The organism is Janthinobacterium lividum, from assembly GCF_011601275.1.
Taxonomy (GTDB): domain Bacteria; phylum Pseudomonadota; class Gammaproteobacteria; order Burkholderiales; family Burkholderiaceae_D; genus Janthinobacterium; species Janthinobacterium lividum_E.
The window spans coordinates 121,028-139,324 of record NZ_JAAOLY010000013.1 but is presented as its reverse complement, the minus strand read 5'-3'; the positions used below and the strand labels follow the sequence as shown (position 1 = coordinate 139,324).

Here is an 18,297-nt window from a genome sequence, read left to right as displayed (position 1 = left end):
GTGGGCCAAAGTCAGGGACGGTATCAGGGAGGCGATGCGGGCGCACCGCGTTTCTTGCTTTGTGCCTTTAGCGGGCGCAGATGTCGGTGGTGGGCGGGCTCAGGGCCGCCGCGTGCTGGATCTGCAGGGCGTCGGGCACGCCATTTTTCACGGCCGTCAGTTCGGCCAGGATGGAAATGGCGATTTCGGCCGGCGTCTTGCTGCCGATGTACAGGCCGATGGGACCGTGCAGGCGCGCCAGCTGTTCGGCGCTGACGTCGAACTGCAGCAGCCGCTCGCGGCGCTTGGCATTGTTGGCGCGCGAGCCGATGGCGCCCACGTAAAACGCAGGCGATTTCAGCGCTTCCATCAGGGCCAGGTCGTCGAGCTTGGGATCGTGCGTGAGGGCGACGACGGCGCTGCGGCTGTCGAGCTTGAGTTCCAGCACGAGGTCGTCCGGCATGGCGTGCAGCAGGGGCACGCCGGGCACGTTCCAGCCGCCCCGGTATTCTTCGCGCGGGTCGCAGACGATGACGTGGTAATCCATGGCCGTGGCGATCTGCGCCACGAAGCGCGACAGCTGGCTGGCGCCGATGATCAGCAGGCGCCAGCGCGGGCCGTGCTGCGTGGTGAGCACCCCATCTTCCAGGGCCAGCACGGCGCCCGGCGTGGCGCGCCGCAGGGTGACGGTGCCGCTGCGCAGGTCGAGCCGGCGTTCGACCAGTTCATGCGCTTCCAGGCGCGCCAGCAGTTCGGCCATCTTGCTGTCCGCATGCAGCGGTTCGATGGCCAGTTCGATGGTGCCGCCGCAGGGCAGGCCGAAGCGGTGCGCTTCGTCGGCGCTGATGCCGTAGCTGACGATTTCCGGCAGCGTACGCACGATGCCGTGCACGCGCACGGTGTCGATCAAGTCATCTTCGATGCAGCCGCCGGAGACGGAACCGACCACCGTGCCATCGTCGCAGATGGCCAGGGTGGCGCCGACGGGGCGGGGGCTGGAGCCCCACGTCTTGATGACGGTGACGAGTTCGCAGCGGTGGCCGGCGGCGAGCCAGGCGGCGCTGGTTTTCAGAACTTCAAGGTCGATGCTGTCCATGGGGCGCGGAAGGAAAGCCGCAGCTATGCGGCAAAGTATGGAATATTTTTCAATATTGTGGCTATACTACGCTCTCCAACAGCCTGCGGAGAGTTTTCATGTCGAACGACCAAAAAACGCAAGATGACGGCATCCCCAAGTTTGGCAAACTGCTCATCGCCCTGTTCCTGGCGGTGGTGTTTTGCGGCGCCCTGACCTGGGTCATGGGCACCTATTTCCCTAATTTCCCCGGCGCCTGAACTAAGCTGCTGCGCTAAGGCTTCAGCGGCTTCTTCGCCGCCTGCTTGGCGCGCACGTCGATGACGGCGCGGTTGATGGCCGCCATGCGCGAGTTGGTGCCCGGGTGCAGGGCCGTGTAGCCGTTGGCGACCGTGGCCGGCACTTGCGTGGCCAGGCGCTGCCAGAAGCGGGCGGCGTTGTCGACGTTGTAGCCGGCGCGCGCCAGCAGGTAGATGGCCAGGGTGTCGGCCTGTACGTCGAGTTCCTGCGGCATGGCCTTCATGCCGGCGGCGCCCGTCAGCATCGACACGTCGGGTTGCACGGCGCCCAGGCTGTCGATGATGCTGCCGGCCGTGCCTGCCGTGCGCTGGCTGCGCGCGTGGTCGAGGATGTTGTGCGCCATTTCGCGGGCGATGACGAAGGCGATGCCTTCGTCGTTTTGCACCGCATTGACCATGCCGCGCGTGAGCATGATGCGCGAACCATCCGAATACGCGTTGATATTGTCCGCGTTGCCCAGGGCGACGCGGAAGGCGCAGGCGCGCGTGACGGGAATTTTCAGGTCCTGCTGCTGGCCGTCGCGGGCGATGGTCATGTTCAGGCTCGCGCTTTTCGAGGCCAGCGGGCCGACGATGGCGCCGAACGGACCTTCCGCTTTCGGGCCGGCCGGCAGCGGCTTGCCTTCGGCGGCCAGCAAGCCGTCGCCCTTGCGCAAGCCGGCGCGCGCGGCGCCGCTGCCCGGCAAGACGCCCGACACCTGCATCTGTTCGCCGTAGCCGAGGGCCGCCTGCGCCGCGTCGGCATAGATGCCAGGGTAGGAATACTTGTTCTGCGCCGTGAAGCCCAGCAGGTTGCGCGCATACGTCTTGCACAGGTCCGCATTGTTGATCAGCAGGGGCGCCGAGACTTTCGACAGGCGGTCCTGCAGCGCCACCATCTTCACCAGTTCTTCCTGCGCCGCCTTTTGCTGCGCCGTCGGCGCGGGCGCATCGGGCGCCGGCACGATGTTGAACGGACCGCTGACATTCGTCGCCGGCGTGGTGCAGCCGGCGAGGATGGCCGCACTGGCCAGCAATAAAGGAGTGGCCAATCGGCGCAGCGATGTTGGGGCTGGGATCAGATGGCGGAAACCTGGCATAAACTATTCCTTAATGTTTGCCGGTGCTGCCGAAACCGCCAACACCGCGTTCGCTGTCGCCGAATTCCTCGACGACGTTAAAGCCCACTTGCAGCACCGGCACGATAATCAGTTGCGCCAGGCGTTCCATGGGGTTGAGCGTGAAAGCGCTCTGGCCCCGGTTCCAGGTCGATACCATCAGCTGGCCCTGGTAATCGGAGTCGATCAAGCCTACCAGATTCCCCAATACGATGCCGTTTTTGTGGCCCATGCCGCTGCGCGGCAAAATCATGGCCGCATACGACGGGTCGCCGATGTGGATGGCCAGGCCGGTGGGAATGAGCACGGTCTGGCCGGCTTCGATGGTGATGGATTCGTCGATGCAGGCGCGCAGGTCCAGGCCAGCGCTGCCTGGCGTGGCGTAGGCCGGCAGCAGTTCTTTCATGCGGGCGTCGAGGATCTTGATGTCGATATTTTTCATTAATTTAGAACGTAAGGGGTTACTTGAGGAGCGAGTTTTTTGCCAGCCGCTTCGAGATTTCCGAAATCAGCTGGCGCGCCAGGTTCAGTTTCGAGGCGCGCGGCAGCACGGTATGGCCTTCTTCGTCGAACAAGATGATGGTGTTGTCGTCCTGGCCAAAGGTGTTCTGGCCGATATTGCCGACCAGGAGGGGAATGCCCTTCTTTTCACGCTTGGTCGAGCCGAATTCCACGAGGTTTTCCGATTCGGCGGCAAAGCCCACGCAATACGGATAGCCGGCCAGGTTGGTGCGTGCCGCCACGGTGGCCAGGATGTCGGGGTTTTGCGCGAACTGCAGTTCGGGCACGGAGCCGTCGGCCTGTTTTTTCATCTTCTGGTCGCTGGCGTTGGCCACGCGCCAGTCGGCGACGGCGGCCACGGCGACGAAGACGTGCTGGCCGTCGACGTGGGCCAGCACGGCGTCATGCATCTGCTGCGCGCTTTGCACGTCGATGCGGCGCACGCCGAATGGCGCGTCCAGGGCCGTCGGGCCGGAAATGAGCAGCACCTCGGCGCCCGCTTCGCGCGCCGCGCGCGCCACCGCATAGCCCATCTTGCCCGAGGACAGATTGGTGATGCCGCGCACGGGGTCGATGGCTTCGAACGTGGGGCCGGCCGTGACCAGCACGCGCTTGCCCGCCAGGACTTTCGGCTGGAAGGCGGCGATCAGCTCCGTCAGCAATTGCTCCGGTTCCAGCATGCGCCCCAGGCCCACTTCGCCGCACGCCTGTTCGCCGGCGGCCGGGCCGAACAGCTTGATGCCGTCGTCGCGCAGCTGCTGCACATTGCGTTGCGTGGCGGGGTTCTGCCACATTTCCACGTTCATCGCCGGCGCCACCAGCAGGGGCAGGTGGGATGGGCGGGCCAGGCACAGGGTCGACAGCAGGTCGTCGCACACGCCATGCGCCAGCTTGCGCATGAAGTCGGCCGAACATGGCGCGATCAGGATGGCGTCCGCATGGCGCGTCAAATCGATATGCGCCATGTTGTTGGCTATGCGCGCATCCCACTGGCTCGTGTGCACGGGGTGGCCGGACAGGGCCTGCATCGTGACGGCCGTGATGAAGTGGCTGGCCGCATCCGTCATCACCACTTGCACCGAGGCGCCGGCCTTGGTCAGCGCGCGGCACAGTTCCGCCGCCTTGTAGCAGGCGACGCCGCCTGACAGTCCCAGGACGATTTTTTTGCCGGACAATTCCATGCCGTTCTCCCGCGTGTTATTTGTTTACCCGGCGCAGTTCATCGATGATGAACAGGGCCGCGCCGATGCAGATGGCGCTGTCGGCAATATTGAAAGCGGGGAAATGGCCCCAGCTTTTCCAGTGGAAGTCGAGGAAATCAACCACGTGGCCGTACACCAGGCGGTCGATGGCGTTGCCCAGCGCGCCGCCGAGAATCAGCGCCAGAGCCCAGCAGAACATGCGCTGACCGGCGTGCTTTTTCAGCAGATAGATGATGTAGATGGCGGCCGCCAGGGCGATGCCGGTGAAGAAATAGCGCTGCCAGCCGCCCTGGTCGGACAGGAAGCTGAACGCGGCGCCCTTGTTATACGCGAGCACCAGGTTGAAATACGAGGTGATGACCATCTCTTGCGCATAGCGGAAGGTCTTCAGGATCGTGATCTTGGTGATCTGGTCGAACAGGATGACGATGGCGGCAATGCCCAGCCAGGGCACGAGCGACGCCGAAGATGACGATTTCGATGAAAAACGGTTTTTAGTGGCCATATTTTTCCAGGGAAGATAAAGCCGCCGCTACCCTTGCGGGCAGCGGCGGTGGGAAGCGGCGCAGGAACGTGTCCCGCGCTGTTTTATGCGAAGCGGCGTTTCTCGCCCGCGCCAAACAGATTGCTGACGCAGCGGCCGCACAGGGTAGCATGCGCGGCGTCCGTGCCCACGTCCGCACGGTAGTGCCAGCAGCGCTCGCATTTCGGCGCCGTCGACGCGGCCACGACCACTTCCTCGGCCGCTTCGTCGCTCACTTCAGCCACGGTTGCCTGTGAGGTGATGAAGACGAACTTCAAGTCGTCGCCCAGGGTCGTCAACAGCTTGTACTTCATCGGCGCGGCCTTGATCGTCAGTTCCGCCTGCAGCGACGAGCCGATGGCGCCCGAGGTGCGCAAGTCTTCCAGCTGTTTCGTCACGTCCGTGCGCACGGCGCGCAGTGCCGTGTATTTCTCCAGCAGGGCGGCGGCGTCCGACACTTCCGGCAACTGCCACCAGGTTTGCGTGAAGATGGTTTCATCGCTGGCGGCATAGGCTTCGCTTCCTGCGAAGACGGCCCACGCTTCTTCGGCCGTGAACGACAGGGCCGGGGCCATCAGGCGCAGCAGGCTTTGCGTGATGTGCCACAGGGCCGTTTGCGCGGAACGGCGCGCGTGCGACGTCAGGCCCGAGGTGTACAACCTGTCCTTCAGGATGTCCAGGTAGAAGCCTCCCAGGTCTTCCGAGCAGTACGTCTGCAGCTTCGACACGACCGGGTGGAACTCGTAGCGCGCGTAGTTGTTCTCGATCTGCGTTTGCAGCGACGCCATGTTGGCCAGCGCATAGCGGTCGATCTCGAACATCTCCGCCACCGGCACGGCGTCCGTGGCCGGATTGAAGTCCGACGTATTGGCCAGCAGGAAGCGCAGGGTGTTGCGGATGCGGCGGTACGATTCCGTCACGCGTTTCAGGATTTCGTCGGAGATCGACAGCTCGCCCGTGTAGTCGGTCGAGGCGATCCACAGGCGCAGGATATCCGCGCCCAGGGTGTCCGAGATCTTTTGCGGCGCCAGCGTGTTGCCCAGCGACTTGGACATCTTCTTGCCTTCGCCATCGACCGTGAAGCCGTGCGTCAGCAGGGCTTTATACGGCGGACGGCCATTCAGCATCGACGACACGAGCAAGGACGAGTGGAACCAGCCGCGATGCTGGTCCGAGCCTTCCAGATACAGGTCGGCCGGGAATTGCAGCTGCGTCGAGTGCGAACCGTGGCCTTGCGGGCCGCCCAGCACCGTCTGGTGCGTGGCGCCGGAATCGAACCACACGTCCAGCGTGTCCTTGTTCTTGGCGTAGATGGCTGCTTCGTCACCGATTAGGTCTTTCAGATCCAGCGCCTGCCATGCCTCGATGCCGTCCTTTTCGATCAGCTTGGCCACTTGCTCCAGCAGTTCCGGCGTGCGCGGATGCAGGTCGCCCGTTTCCTTGTGCACGATGAAGGCCATCGGCACGCCCCACTGGCGCTGGCGCGACAGGGTCCAGTCGGGACGGTTGGCGATCATGCCGTGCAGGCGCGCCTGGCCCCAGTCCGGGAAGAACTCGGTGTCGGCGATGCCTTTCAAGGCCGTCTCGCGCAGGGTCGCGCCGCCGTCTTTCGGCGTCACGTCCATGCCGGCGAACCACTGCGAGGTGGCGCGGTAGATGATCGGCGTCTTATGGCGCCAGCAATGCATGTAGCTGTGGTCGAACATCTTGACTTCGAACAGCGCGCCCGCTTCGCGCAAGGCGTTGCAGATCGGCTTCGACGCTTCCCAGATGCTCATGCCGCCGAACAGGGGCAGGGTCGAGGCGAACTTGCCGTCGCCCATGACGGGCTTGATGATGTCGTCGTCCTTCATGCCGTGCGCCTTGCACGAGATGAAGTCGTCCAGGCCGTAAGCTGGCGCCGAGTGCACCACGCCCGTGCCGCTTTCCGTGGTTACGTATTCGGCCAGGTACAAAGGTGACAGACGGTCATAGAAAGCGTCGCTCGCATGCAGCGGGTGGCGGAAGCTGATGCCGGCCAGGGCCGCGCCGTCGCAAGTGGCGATCGTCGTGCCCTCGAGCTTGAAGCGCGCCAGGCTGGCCACGACCAGGTCTTGCGCCAGGATCAGCAGCAGCGGCTGGCCATCGCGCTCGGTCTTCACCAGCGCGTATTTGACTTCCGGGTGCACGTTCAGCGCCTGGTTCGACGGGATGGTCCACGGCGTCGTGGTCCAGATGACGATGAAACCGTTATCGGTCGGCAGCGATGGCAGGCCGAAGGCGGCCGCCAGTTTGGCCGGCTCGGCGAACTTGAAGCCGACATCGATGGCGGGATCGCGTTTTTCCGCGTATTCCACTTCCGCCTCGGCCAGCGCCGACTGGCAGTCGAAGCACCAGTTGACGGGCTTCAGGCCGCGGTAGACATAGCCTTTTTCCAGCAGCTTGCCCAGCGCGCGCAATTCGTCCGCTTCATTGCCGTGCGCCATGGTCAAATACGGGTTGTCCCACTCGCCCAGCACGCCCAGGCGGATAAAGTCCTTCTTCTGGCGCTCGACCTGCACGTTGGCGTAGGCGCGCGCCTTTTCCAGCACTTCAGCCGTCGGCAGGTTCTTGCCGTGCAGTTTTTCGATCTGGATCTCGATCGGCATGCCGTGGCAATCCCAGCCAGGTACGTATGGCGCGTCGAAGCCGGCCAGCGAGCGCGACTTGACGACCATGTCCTTGAGGATCTTGTTGACGGCGTGGCCCAGGTGGATGTCGCCATTCGCGTACGGCGGGCCGTCGTGCAGGATGAATTTCGGACGGCCGGCGGCAGCCTTGCGCACGCGTTCGTAGATTTTCTTGTCTTGCCATTGCTGCACCCATTGCGGCTCGCGCTTGGCCATGTCGCCGCGCATCGGGAACGGGGTTTCCGTCATGTTGACCGGGTATTTGCTTTCAGGCTTCTTGTTCTGCTTGGGCGTGGCTGGCTTGTTTTGATCGGACATAATCTTCTTTAATGATATTGAATGGTTTGCGGCGGCAGGTGCCGCCAGTCGGCGGAGTTGGCCGGCGTCAAATTCGGTCGGTGGCGGTAATGGCGCCGCTGCGCTGCTCGAAGTAGGCGCGCGCCTGGTTCGAGTCGCGCTCGATGGCGGCCGTCAGGGTGGGCAAGTCGTCGTACTTTTCTTCGTCGCGCAGCTTTTCCAGAAATTCCACGCGTACCAGCTTGCCGTAGCAGGACTGGGCGAAATCGAACAGGTGCACTTCCAGCAAGACGCGGCCGCTGTCGTCAACGGTGGGACGCACGCCGAGGCTGGCCACGGCGGGCAGCGGTGCCGGCCCCAGGCCGTGTACCTGCACGATGAAGATGCCGGACAGGGCGGGGCGGTGCGCCACGCGCAGGTTCAGGGTGGGGAAACCGAGGGTGCGGCCCAGCTTCTGGCCGTGGATGACATGGCCGGAAATGGCGTACGGATGACCGAGCAATTGCGTGGCCAGCGGGAAATCGCCGGCGGCCAGCGCCAGGCGCACGGCCGACGAGGAGATGCGCGTGCTGCCATTCATCACCGTCGGCAGAGTTTCTACGTGGAAACCATACTGGCGGCCCGCTTCCTGCAGCATGGCCACGTCGCCGGCGCGCCGGGCGCCATAGCAGAAGTCGTCGCCGACCATCAGCCATTTCACGTGCAAGCCGTCGACGAGGACTTTTTCCGTGAATTCCTGCGGCGTCAAGGCGGCGAACTGGGCGCTGAAGTGCTCGACGACGACCCGGTCGATGCCGGCGTCTTCCAGCGATTGCAACTTGTCGCGCAGATTGGCGATGCGCTGCGGCGCCTTCGACAGGTCGCCCGCGCGCTGCGCAAAGAACTCGCGCGGGTGCGGCTCGAACGTCATCACGGCCGCTTCGATGCCGAGTTCGGTGGCAGCTTCACGCACGCGCGCCAGCAAGGCCTGATGGCCGATGTGGACACCGTCAAAATTGCCGATGGTCAGAGCGCAAGGCGCTCGTGCCTGGGCATTGGGAAGTCCGCGGAATACCTTCATAGGAATCTGATGAAAAACTGTGCCAAAAGGGGGATTATACGGACTGTTTCAGGGATGCACACCCGGCAGGGCGGGCGCAGGGGCAATTTCCCTGCTGAAATGATAAAAAGCGTTGCCGGCGGGTGTGCTGGCAACGCTTTTCGGGACGCACTAAATATTCAGCGCAATCTCAACGTGAACTTATTTGTTCATGAGAGCCCAGTAACGGGCCAGGTCTGCAGCACCATCCGTGCCCTTGACGGCTTTCAACGCGGTCGATGCGTTGGCTTTCTTGCCGGCGTGGATGTAGGCGATGCCCAGGTGCAGCTTGGCTTCTTCCGCATACTTGGCGTTGCCCATTTTCACGGCGTCATTCATCAGGCCCAAGCCTTTGTCGGCTTGGCCATCGTAGACCAAGGCGAAGCCCAGCTTGCTCAAGCTGTCGGCGTCCTTGTTCTTGACGTATTCCGCTTCCGACTTGGCGGCGTTGGCCTTCAGGTCAGCCTGGGTTTTCAGGGCCAGGTCTTTCAGGCGCTGGTGACGGGCGGCATCGGTACCGGTGCCCAGCACGCCTTTTTTGTAGCCTTGCTCGATGATGCTCAGCGCTTCGCCAGGATTGCCTGCTTGCAAGGCCAGTTGGCTGATTTCCATGTATTCGGACGGCTTGGTGAACAGGCCGTTGGCAAGGCGCAGGCGCTGGACGTCCAGGCCCAGGCGCTGCGAGAAGCCAGGTTTGCCGGAAACGCGGTTCAGCAGGTCGGCCCAGTAGCTGGTTTTCGGATAGCTCGATGCCAGTTTTTCCAGGGTGGATACATAGCCAGCCTTGTCGTTCTGCTTCAACTGGATGTTGGCCAGCATTTGCAGGCTCGCTTCCGAGTTGCCGCCGCGCGATTGCAGTTCTTTCGCCGCTTCGGCGTAGTTGCCGCTGACGTAGTAGGTCTGGATCAGCAGTTCGCGCATCTGTGGATCTTCGCGGTCTTTCAGCGAGCGTTTGATCCAGGTGATGGTGTTCGGCCAATCCTTGGCGCGGTAGTACATGCCTGCCAGCGCTTGCGTGAATTTGGGGGCTTCGGCGGCGCTCAGGCGGCCGGAATTGATGACGGCTTCAAACGCCTTGATGGCGGTGCCGTTGTCGCCGGCGGCAGCAGCGGCCGAGGCGCGCACGCGCTCGATCTGGTAGCTTTCAAAGGCGGTCTTGCCGCCGACGCTGTCAGCTTCGCGCAGCTTGGCCAGCGCTTCCTTGTTTTTGCCGCTGCTAGCGAGTTTTTGCGCTTCTTGCAGTGGCTTGCCCACTTCGGCACGCACGGTGTCCGCGGCGTATGCCAGCGAGCCCAGGCCGATTACGGGAGTTGCTGCGGTAAAACCGATAGCGGCCATGACGAGGCCGAGATGAGCGAGACGAAACTTGGACATAAGAAAGTCTTTCAGTAAAAAGCGAATAGGCAGGAAGTCCTGCCTATTCGGATGTAAAGAGAACCTGATTGCTGCAGCTTACTGGAATTGCTCGTTGCCGACCAGACCGATTTTGGTCACGCCCAGACGCTGCGCCGACGCCATCACACCGGCGACGACTTTGTATTCCACCAGCTTGTTCGGACGCAGATGCACTTCCGGCTGGTCTGCTTGCGCAGCAACGTTGCTCAGCTTGGCTTCCAGCGAAGCGCGGTCAGGAACGACCTGATTGTCCCACAAGATCGTACCGTCAAAATCGACATCGATCGTGACGACCACTGGTTCGGTTGTCGGTGGCGGCGGTGTGCCGACCGGCATGTTCAAGTTCACCGAGTGGTTTTGCTTAGGAATCGTGATGATCAACATGATAATCAGCACCAGCATCACGTCGATGAGGGGCGTCATGTTCAGTTCCATCATTGGTTCCGGATCCGCGCCTGGAGCGCTTCCCGAACCGACATTCATACTCATAGTGTTTCCTTTAAGAAGTCCAACGAAGCACCGGGCGAAACTGCCGCCCGGTCAGCTTCCGGCAGTGGCGCGCCCTTGTTGCCGGGGCGCCGCTGCCAGTCGCTATCAGCCCTTGTCAGGTGGTTCGGTGATGAAGCCGACCTTCTGGATCCCGGCACGTTGGGTCGTGTAAATAACCCGGCCGATCGATTCGTAGCGTGTTTCTTGGTCGCCACGAACGTGTACTTCCGGCTGCGGTACTTTCACTGCTTCAACTTTCAGATAATCGAACAGTTCGCTCGTATCTTTCAGTTTCTTCTGGCCCAGATAAATCTCGCCATCCTTGTTGACAACGATGTTGACGTTTTCTGGCTTGCTTTGAAGGGCTTGGTTGGCCTCGATCGGCAGATCGATTTTCTGCAATTTGAGGACAACCGGACTGGTGATCAAGAAAATGATCAGCAAAACCAACATGATGTCGACGAGCGGCGTCGTGTTGATTTCTGACATTACTTGATCTTCATCTCCGCTGTCGGAGCCGACGGACATCGACATGATTCTTATCCGATCTTTTTAGCGCCGGCAGCACGGCCAGCTTCGCTGGTCGACATTGCGCCGGAGATCAGTACCGAGTGAACGTCGGCGCTGAACGAGCGTACGTCTTCCATTGCGGTTTTGTTACGACGCACCAGCCAGTTGTAACCCAGAACGGCAGGAACGGCGACCAGCAGACCGAAAGCGGTCATGATCAGTGCTTCACCAACTGGACCTGCAACTTTATCGATCGAAGCGTTACCGGTCATGCCGATGTTGGTCAGCGCGCCATAAATACCCCAAACGGTACCGAACAGACCGATAAACGGTGCGGTCGAACCAACGGTTGCCAGGAACGACAGGCCATCTTGCAGACGCGATTGGACTTTGTCCGAAGCGCGCTGGATCGACATCGTCACCCAGGTCGACAGATCGATTTGTTCCAGCAGGGCGCCGTCATGGTGAGCCGTTGCCTTGGTGCCCGATTCAGCGATGAAGCGGAATGGCGAGCCTTCGGTCAGGGTTGCCGAGCCAGCAGCGATCGAAGGTGCTTTCCAGAATTTGGCAGCGGTTTCTTTAGCTTGCTTGAAGATCTTCATTTGATCCATCAGCTTGGTGATGATGATGTACCAGCTGCCGATCGACATGATGGCCAGGATGATCAGGGTGGCGCGTGGCACGAAGCCGCCGTCCCATACTGCTTGCAGGCCGAACGGGTTGTGGACTTCTTCAGTTTTGGCTGGAGCTGCTGCATCAGCGGCTGGAGCTGCTGCGTCTGCTGCTGGAGCTGCTGCATCAGCGGCTGGTGCTGGTGCTGCTGCAGCGTCTGCCGCTGGAGCCGAAGCGGCAGCCGATGCTGGCGCGTCAGCGAATGCCGGAGCTGCTACCAGAGCGGTAGTAGCGGTAACGGACAACAGAACCGCGGCAAAAAATGCGGACAAACGGGTATTCTTAAACATGCTTCCTCCAAAATTAAAAATAACAGATCGCTGAACGTAATGACAACGAAATCATAGTGTGAGACAGGGGATAACTGCCTCGGGTTTTAATCCAGCGACCAAACGTATTGCATTTGCTGCCAGCCTTGTTCCGGCTTGCCGTCTACTGTTGCCGGCTTAAATGTACAGCGGCTGATACCTTGCACCGCGGCTTTGTCCAGGTCTCTGAAGCCGCTGGACTTCACGATCTTCGAATCAGCGACCTTGCCGTCTACACCGATCAGGAACGACAGTGTCACCACACCGGTTTCCTCATTGCGCTGCGACGACTTTGGATAAGCCGGCTTTTCGCAGACACTGAAGTCAACCACGGCCGGCGTACGCACCGATTTGGCTGGTCCAGGAGTTGGCGCAGGCTGTGCAGGCGGTGCTGGCGGTGCCAATACATTCGTGGCTGGCTTCACAGCAGTCGTATTTGCAATCACGTTTTGCTGTGGTGGCGGCTGCTGCACGTTCACCTCGACTGGCGGAATGAATGGCGGCGGTGGCGCTTTCATTTCTGGCGGCGGTGGTGGCGGTGGAAGATCCTTCGGTGGAGGCGGTTTGACTTCCTCGATAATCTTGGTTTCAACCGGTTCCATCATTTTGGTGACCAACCGCTTGCCCAAGCCCGTCACGATCCCGTAAGCCGCGAGAACGTGCAGCAGGACAACGATAGTGATGCCTGTGTAGTTCTTGGGACTTTTCTCGTTCGAAAAATTCATGCCTGCTTTCTCCAAATACCATCTCTTGTCTTGCAACTGAACCCCAAAATGACGACACAAAGCTCCAGCCGTATCCGGGACGTCGCCGAATTATACATACGAATTCTTTATTTTACACAGATTTTTAACGCCTAAAACCGGTTAAATTTTTGACGCTTTTGCGCCCTGAAAACGTACTTGCTTATGTCATCTTTGCACGCTTTCGGGCAGAAAAAAAGGCGGTCTTATCGGTTTTTTACAGCCGTTTTCGGCTACCACTGCTAAGTTCTCCGATGTGCCAATATGGCGGAATTATATTTCGTGATATTCAATATGGAAACTGCTAAATTTGGAAGAAAATCTTTCCTTTTGGAAATGTTTTACCTCCGAACCAGACCACTTAGCGGCACGCGCGCACCAAACGGGTGCGGAAGGGACTTTATCCAGGTCAAAAAAGGCGGTCCTGGCGGCCCGTTTGAGGCCGCCAGGCCATACTGAATTCCTATGTAGGCATAGGAAACGCTTATGTTCTTGCCATTGATTATTATCAACAAATCATTTCATGGCCGGACAATCGGGTCATCGCGCCGGTTGCGTTTTTCCCGCCGGCAATTCAAGGTGCCGAGGACGACGCCCTGCGGGTCGACCGTATCGAGGTGCACATCGAAGCCCCACAGCCGCGCCACGTGCTTGAGCACCTCGGCCGCCTGCTGGTTCAGGGGGCGGCGCTGGAATTGCGTGTGGCGCAGTGTCAATGCCCGGTCGTCGCGCGTATTGACGGACCAGACCTGGATATTCGGCTCGCGGTTGCCCAGGTTGTACTGCTCGGCCAGCTGCTGGCGCACGTAGCGGTAGCCGGCGTCGTCGTGGATGGCGGAAATGGCCAGCTTTTCATTCTTGTCGTCGTCAAGCACAGCAAAGAAATGGAATTCGCGGATCAGCCGCGGCGACAGGTACTGGGCGATAAAGCTTTCATCCTTGAAATTGCGCATGGCAAAGTCCAGGCTCTTGCGCCAGTCGCTGCCGGCCATGTCGGGGAACCAGGCGCGGTCTTCGTCCGTCGGGTGCTCGCAGATGCGGCGGATGTCGCTCATCATGGCAAAACCCAGCGCATACGGATTGATGCCGCTGTAGTACGGGCTGTCGATGGGCGGCTGGTAGACGACGTTGGTATGGCTTTTGAGGAATTCCATCATGAAGCCGTCGCCCACCACGCCTTCGTCGTACAGCTGGTTCAATATCGTGTAGTGCCAGAAGGTGGCCCAGCCTTCGTTCATGACCTGGGTTTGGCGCTGCGGATAGAAATACTGGGAAATCTTGCGCACGATGCGCACCATCTCGCGCTGCCACGGTTCCAGCAGCGGCGCGTACTTCTCTATAAAGTACAGCAGGTTTTCCTCGGGTTCGGGCGGAAAGCGGGGGGCGGCCTTGCGCTGGTCGTCTTCGTCCTCGTCTTCATCGCGCCGGGGCAGGGTGCGCCACAGCTGGTTGATCTGCGACTGCACATAGGCTTCGCGCTCTTTCTGGCGCGCATATTCCTTCGCCATCGACAGTTTCGCCGGGCGCTTGTAGCGGTCCACGCCATAGTTCTGGATGGCGTGGCACGAGTCGAGCAGCAATTCCACAGCGTCGACGCCATGGCGCTGCTCGCATTCGGCGATGTAATTCTTGGCAAACACCATATAGTCGATGATGGCGTCCGCATCCGTCCAGGCGCGGAACAGGTAATTGCCCTTGAAGAAGGAATTGTGGCCATAGGCCGCATGCGCGATCACCAGCGACTGCATGGTCAGGCTGTTTTCCTCCATTAGATAGGCGATGCACGGGTTCGAGTTGATGACGATCTCGTAGGCCAGGCCCATCTGGCCCCGCTTGTAGCTTTTCTCGGTAGACAGAAAGTGCTTGCCGAACGACCAATGGTTGTACGAGACGGGCATGCCTACCGACGTGTAGGCATCCATCATCTGCTCGGCCGTGATGATTTCCAGCTGGTTCGGATAGGTGTCGAGGCCAAACTGTTTCGCCACGCGGCGGATTTCCTCGTGGATTTGCTCGATCAGCTCGAATGTCCATTCCGACTGCTCGGGCAGGGCGTTCGGGTGGCGCAGGCGCACGAACGGTTCGCCCGGAGTATTGCTGGCGCGGTCAAAGGCTGCACTCATCATTTCACCTGTTTCTTGAACAGTTCGCGGAAGACCGGGTAGATATCGGCCGGCGTGACGATCTTTTGCATGGCGAAATGGGCGTGATGGTCGAGCACGCCCGCATATTGCTCCCACAGGTTTTGCTGCGGGCCGTCCGTGATCTCGACATAGGTGTAGTACTGCACCTTGGGCATGATGGTATTGATCAGCAGTTGCCGGCACAGCATGGAATCGTTGTCCCAGTTGTCGCCGTCGGACGCCTGCGCCACGTAGCTGTTCCATTGTCCGGCGCCATAGCGTTCGTCGATGATGGTGTTGAGCAAGTGCAGCGCGGACGACACGACGGTGCCGCCCGACTCGCGCGAATTGAAGAATTCATGCTCGTCCACCTCGGCCGCCGCCGTATGGTGGCGGATGAAGACCACCTCGATCTTGTCGTAGACGCGCTTGAGGAACAGATACAGGAGGATGAAGAAGCGCTTGGCCGTGTCCTTGCGCGATTCGTCCATGGAGCCGGACACGTCCATGATGCAGAACATCACGGCTTGCGTCATGGGTTTGGGCACCTTGATGCGGTTGCTGTAGCGTAAGTCGAACGGGTCGATGAAGGGAATCGCCAGCAAGCGCGTGTGCAAGTGGTGGATCAGGCGGCGCAGTTCCGTGACGAGCGGGTCGCTGTCGGGCGCGCCTTCGTGCAGCAGGGTCGCCAGGTCTTCCTCGGCCTGCGCCAGCTGCTTGCGGGCGCCGCCGCCGACGGCGATGCGCCGGCCCAGCGCGCCGCGCAGGGAGCGCAGCACGTGGATATTCGATGGCGTGCCCGACATATTGTAGCCGGCGCGCTGGTTCTTGAATTCCGTCGTGGCCGTCAGCTGGGTCTTCACCATGTGCGGCAATTCCAGGTCCTCGAAGAAATAATTCATGAATTCTTCGCGCGACAATTCGAAGATGAAATCGTCTTCCGTCGTCTCGTCGCTATTGCCCGCCTTGCCCCGCCCGGCGCCGGCGCCGCCTTTCGGCCGGGCGATCTGGTCGCCTTTCAGGTATTCCTTGTTGCCGGGATTGACCACTTCCCACACGCCGCCATGCGCGTGGCCAAACGACGGTTCGCCCACGTCCTTGACGGGGATGCTGACCTTCTCGCCATTCTCGACGTCCGTGATCGAGCGCCCCTTGATGGCGCGCCCCACGGCATCCTTGATCTGGCCCTTGTAACGCCGCAGGAAACGCTCGCGGTTGACGGCGGATTTATTCTTGCTTTGCAAGCGCCTGTCGATAAGGTATGTCAAAGGGTGCCTCCTTGCCTCTCGTCTTGCGCGCCCCGCCGGTCGTCAGGCGGGAGCGCGCCTCCGCTGTCCGCGCTATGACGACTTGCGTACGCGCAAGTACCATTCGCATAACAGGCGTACCTGCTTGGCCGTATAGCCTTTTTCCACCATGCGGGCCACGAAGTCGGCGTGCTTGTTGGCATCGTCGGCGCTGGCCTTGGCATTAAAGGAAATCACGGGCAGCAATTCCTCCGTATTCGAGAACATTTTCTTCTCGATCACCGTGCGGAACTTTTCATAACTGGTCCAGGCGGGATTCTTGCCCCCGTTCGAAGCCCGCGCCCGCAAGCCGAAGTTGACGATTTCGTTGCGGAAATCCTTCGGATTGGAAATGCCCGCCGGTTTCTCGATCTTTTCCAGTTCATTGTTCAGCGATTCGCGGTCAAAACTTTCGCCCGTGTCCGGATCGCGGTATTCCTGGTCCTGTATCCAGAAATCGGCGAACGTCACGTAGCGGTCGAAGATATTCTGCCCGTATTCCGAGTAGCTTTCCAGGTACGCCGTCTGGATCTCCTTGCCGATGAATTCCACATAGCGCTGCGCCAGATGCTCCTTAATATACGAGAAGTAGCGCTGCTCGAGTTCCGGCGCGAACTGCTCGCGCTCGACCTGCTGCTCCAGTACATATAATAGATGCACGGGATTGGCGGCCACTTCGGAATTGTCAAAGTTGAACACTTTCGACAGGATCTTGAAGGCAAAGCGCGTCGACAGGCCGTTCATGCCCTCGTCCACGCCCGCGTAATCCACGTATTCGTGCATGGACTTGGCTTTCGGGTCCGTATCCTTGAGGTTTTCGCCATCGTAGACGAGCATCTTCGAAAAGATGCTCGAGTTTTCCGGGTCTTTCAGGCGCGACAGGATGGCGAACTGCGCCATCATGCGCAGGGTGCCGGGCGCACATGGAGCCTTGACGAGCGAGGAATTGGCCACCAGCTTGTCGTAGATCTTGATTTCATCGGACACGCGCAGGCAGTACGGCACTTTGACTATATAGATACGGTCAAGGAACGCCTCGTTGTTGCGGTTGTTTTTAAATGTCTTCCATTCCGACTCGTTCGAGTGGGCCAGGATGATGCCGTCGAATGGAATGGCGCCAAAGCCTTCCGTGCCCTTGTAGTTGCCTTCCTGCGTTGCCGTCAGCAGCGGGTGCAAGACCTTGATGGGCGCCTTGAACATTTCCACGAATTCCATCAAGCCCTGGTTGGCCAGGCACAGGCCGCCCGAATAGCTGTAGGCGTCCGGATCGTCCTGCGCATAGTCTTCCAGCTTGCGGATGTCGACCTTGCCCACCAAGGACGAAATATCCTGGTTGTTTTCGTCGCCCGGCTCCGTTTTCGAGATGGCGATCTGTTTCAGCACGGATGGATAGCGCTTGACGACGCGGAACTGGTTGATATCGCCATTGTATTCATGCAGGCGTTTCACGGCCCACGGGCTGGGGATGTTGCGCAGGTAGCGGCGCGGGATGCCGTAATCCTCTTCCAGGATGGTGCCGTCCTCTTCCTCGTTGAACAGGCCCAGTGGCGATTCGTTGACGGGCGAGCCTTTCAGGCAATAGAAGGGCACGTGTTCCATCAGCGACTTGAGTTTTTCCGCGATGGACGATTTGCCGCCGCCGACAGGCCCCAGCAAGTACAGGATCTGCTTGCGTTCTTCCAGGCCCTGCGCCGCGTGGCGGAAATACGAGACGACTTGCTCGATCACTTCCTCGGTGCCGTAGAACTCGCGGAAGGCGGGGTAGATCTTGATCACCTTGTTGGCGAAGATGCGCGACAGGCGCGTGTCGTTGCGCGTGTCGACCAGCTGCGGCTCACCGATGGCGGCCAGCATGCGTTCGGGCGCGCTGGCGTACGTCAGCTTGTCCTTCTTGCACAGGGCCAAGTATTCGGTGAGCGACATTTCCTCTTCGCGGGTGCGCTCGTAGCGTGCTGCATAGTTATCAAAAATGGTCATGTCAATGTCCTTTAATGTAAACCTGAACTGCCAGTCACCATGGCCGCCCGCCTGGCACTCGCCTGGGCTTGCCGTCTGAATTTTTTCCTGTACCC

The 18,297-nt window shown here is 60.5% G+C and carries 16 protein-coding genes; 1 reads left to right on the top strand and 15 read right to left on the bottom strand.

From position 1 onward, the window contains the following. Positions 1-67: 67 nt before the first annotated feature. Entirely contained in the window at positions 68-1,075 is a 1,008-nt protein-coding gene (locus GYK42_RS19820) for an XdhC family protein (RefSeq protein WP_166448884.1), read from the bottom strand. Positions 1,076-1,173: 98 nt separating this feature from the next. On the opposite strand from GYK42_RS19820, the gene GYK42_RS19815 reads away from it, so the two are divergent. Further along, a complete protein-coding gene (locus GYK42_RS19815) occupies positions 1,174-1,314 on the top strand; it encodes a hypothetical protein (RefSeq protein WP_162995759.1) in 141 nt (46 codons plus the stop codon). Positions 1,315-1,328: 14 nt separating this feature from the next. Here the strand turns inward: GYK42_RS19815 and GYK42_RS19810 are convergent, their stop codons facing one another. The 14 genes from GYK42_RS19810 to GYK42_RS19745 form a co-directional block, all read right to left on the bottom strand. Further along, positions 1,329-2,432 carry a M48 family metallopeptidase gene (locus GYK42_RS19810; RefSeq protein ID WP_166448883.1) on the bottom strand — a complete coding sequence of 368 codons (1,104 nt, stop codon included), beginning with the start codon at positions 2,430-2,432 and terminating at the stop codon, positions 1,329-1,331. 10 nt (positions 2,433-2,442) lie between these two features. Then, a complete protein-coding gene (dut, locus tag GYK42_RS19805; RefSeq protein WP_166448882.1) occupies positions 2,443-2,892 on the bottom strand; it encodes a dUTP diphosphatase in 450 nt (149 codons plus the stop codon). 19 nt (positions 2,893-2,911) lie between these two features. Then, on the bottom strand, positions 2,912-4,132 hold the full coding sequence (gene coaBC, locus GYK42_RS19800; protein ID WP_166448881.1) for a bifunctional phosphopantothenoylcysteine decarboxylase/phosphopantothenate--cysteine ligase CoaBC: 1,221 nt from the start codon (positions 4,130-4,132) through the stop codon (positions 2,912-2,914). Between the two features lie 16 nt (positions 4,133-4,148). Next, a complete protein-coding gene (gene lspA / locus GYK42_RS19795; protein ID WP_070224538.1) occupies positions 4,149-4,658 on the bottom strand; it encodes a signal peptidase II in 510 nt (169 codons plus the stop codon). Between the two features lie 83 nt (positions 4,659-4,741). Continuing rightward, positions 4,742-7,642 carry an isoleucine--tRNA ligase gene (gene ileS, locus GYK42_RS19790; protein ID WP_166448880.1) on the bottom strand — a complete coding sequence of 967 codons (2,901 nt, stop codon included), beginning with the start codon at positions 7,640-7,642 and terminating at the stop codon, positions 4,742-4,744. A gap of 67 nt (positions 7,643-7,709) precedes the next feature. Then, entirely contained in the window at positions 7,710-8,681 is a 972-nt protein-coding gene (locus tag GYK42_RS19785; protein ID WP_058050551.1) for a bifunctional riboflavin kinase/FAD synthetase, read from the bottom strand. A gap of 180 nt (positions 8,682-8,861) precedes the next feature. After that, the gene (locus GYK42_RS19780) at positions 8,862-10,073 is read right to left on the bottom strand and encodes a tetratricopeptide repeat protein (RefSeq protein WP_166448879.1); all 1,212 of its coding nucleotides are present in this window, start codon (positions 10,071-10,073) and stop codon (positions 8,862-8,864) included. Positions 10,074-10,151: 78 nt separating this feature from the next. After that, on the bottom strand, positions 10,152-10,583 hold the full coding sequence (locus GYK42_RS19775; RefSeq protein ID WP_176741207.1) for an ExbD/TolR family protein: 432 nt from the start codon (positions 10,581-10,583) through the stop codon (positions 10,152-10,154). Between the two features lie 105 nt (positions 10,584-10,688). After that, positions 10,689-11,117 carry an ExbD/TolR family protein gene (locus GYK42_RS19770; RefSeq protein WP_034754165.1) on the bottom strand — a complete coding sequence of 143 codons (429 nt, stop codon included), beginning with the start codon at positions 11,115-11,117 and terminating at the stop codon, positions 10,689-10,691. 5 nt (positions 11,118-11,122) lie between these two features. Continuing rightward, positions 11,123-12,055, bottom strand: a complete 933-nt coding sequence (locus GYK42_RS19765) for a MotA/TolQ/ExbB proton channel family protein (RefSeq protein WP_166448878.1) — start codon at positions 12,053-12,055, stop codon at positions 11,123-11,125. Positions 12,056-12,141: 86 nt separating this feature from the next. After that, complete coding sequence (locus GYK42_RS19760) at positions 12,142-12,798, bottom strand: energy transducer TonB (protein ID WP_034754161.1); 657 nt, start codon at positions 12,796-12,798, stop codon at positions 12,142-12,144. 539 nt (positions 12,799-13,337) lie between these two features. Continuing rightward, positions 13,338-14,939, bottom strand: coding sequence for a SpoVR family protein (locus GYK42_RS19755; protein ID WP_166448945.1), 1,602 nt, complete (start codon positions 14,937-14,939; stop codon positions 13,338-13,340). Beyond that, entirely contained in the window at positions 14,939-16,207 is a 1,269-nt protein-coding gene (locus GYK42_RS19750) for a YeaH/YhbH family protein (RefSeq protein ID WP_034754156.1), read from the bottom strand. The genes GYK42_RS19755 and GYK42_RS19750 overlap by 1 nt, the downstream gene beginning before the upstream one ends. Before the next feature lie 72 nt (positions 16,208-16,279). After that, positions 16,280-18,202 (bottom strand): PrkA family serine protein kinase, encoded by a 1,923-nt coding sequence (locus tag GYK42_RS19745; RefSeq protein WP_034754154.1) that lies wholly within the window; start codon positions 18,200-18,202, stop codon positions 16,280-16,282. Between the last annotated feature and the right edge of the window lie 95 nt (positions 18,203-18,297).

Coding starts and splice junctions, on each gene's coding strand:
- GYK42_RS19760 (WP_034754161.1), bottom strand. CDS start 12,798: ATGAATTTTTCGAACGAGAAAAGTCCCAAGAACTACACAGGCATCACT.
- ileS (WP_166448880.1), bottom strand. CDS start 7,642: ATGTCCGATCAAAACAAGCCAGCCACGCCCAAGCAGAACAAGAAGCCT.
- GYK42_RS19810 (WP_166448883.1), bottom strand. CDS start 2,432: ATGCCAGGTTTCCGCCATCTGATCCCAGCCCCAACATCGCTGCGCCGA.
- GYK42_RS19785 (WP_058050551.1), bottom strand. CDS start 8,681: ATGAAGGTATTCCGCGGACTTCCCAATGCCCAGGCACGAGCGCCTTGC.
- lspA (WP_070224538.1), bottom strand. CDS start 4,658: ATGGCCACTAAAAACCGTTTTTCATCGAAATCGTCATCTTCGGCGTCG.
- GYK42_RS19775 (WP_176741207.1), bottom strand. CDS start 10,583: ATGAGTATGAATGTCGGTTCGGGAAGCGCTCCAGGCGCGGATCCGGAA.
- GYK42_RS19770 (WP_034754165.1), bottom strand. CDS start 11,117: ATGTCGATGTCCGTCGGCTCCGACAGCGGAGATGAAGATCAAGTAATG.
- GYK42_RS19815 (WP_162995759.1), top strand. CDS start 1,174: ATGTCGAACGACCAAAAAACGCAAGATGACGGCATCCCCAAGTTTGGC.
- GYK42_RS19780 (WP_166448879.1), bottom strand. CDS start 10,073: ATGTCCAAGTTTCGTCTCGCTCATCTCGGCCTCGTCATGGCCGCTATC.
- coaBC (WP_166448881.1), bottom strand. CDS start 4,132: ATGGAATTGTCCGGCAAAAAAATCGTCCTGGGACTGTCAGGCGGCGTC.
- GYK42_RS19820 (WP_166448884.1), bottom strand. CDS start 1,075: ATGGACAGCATCGACCTTGAAGTTCTGAAAACCAGCGCCGCCTGGCTC.
- GYK42_RS19745 (WP_034754154.1), bottom strand. CDS start 18,202: ATGACCATTTTTGATAACTATGCAGCACGCTACGAGCGCACCCGCGAA.
- GYK42_RS19755 (WP_166448945.1), bottom strand. CDS start 14,939: ATGAGTGCAGCCTTTGACCGCGCCAGCAATACTCCGGGCGAACCGTTC.
- GYK42_RS19765 (WP_166448878.1), bottom strand. CDS start 12,055: ATGTTTAAGAATACCCGTTTGTCCGCATTTTTTGCCGCGGTTCTGTTG.
- dut (WP_166448882.1), bottom strand. CDS start 2,892: ATGAAAAATATCGACATCAAGATCCTCGACGCCCGCATGAAAGAACTG.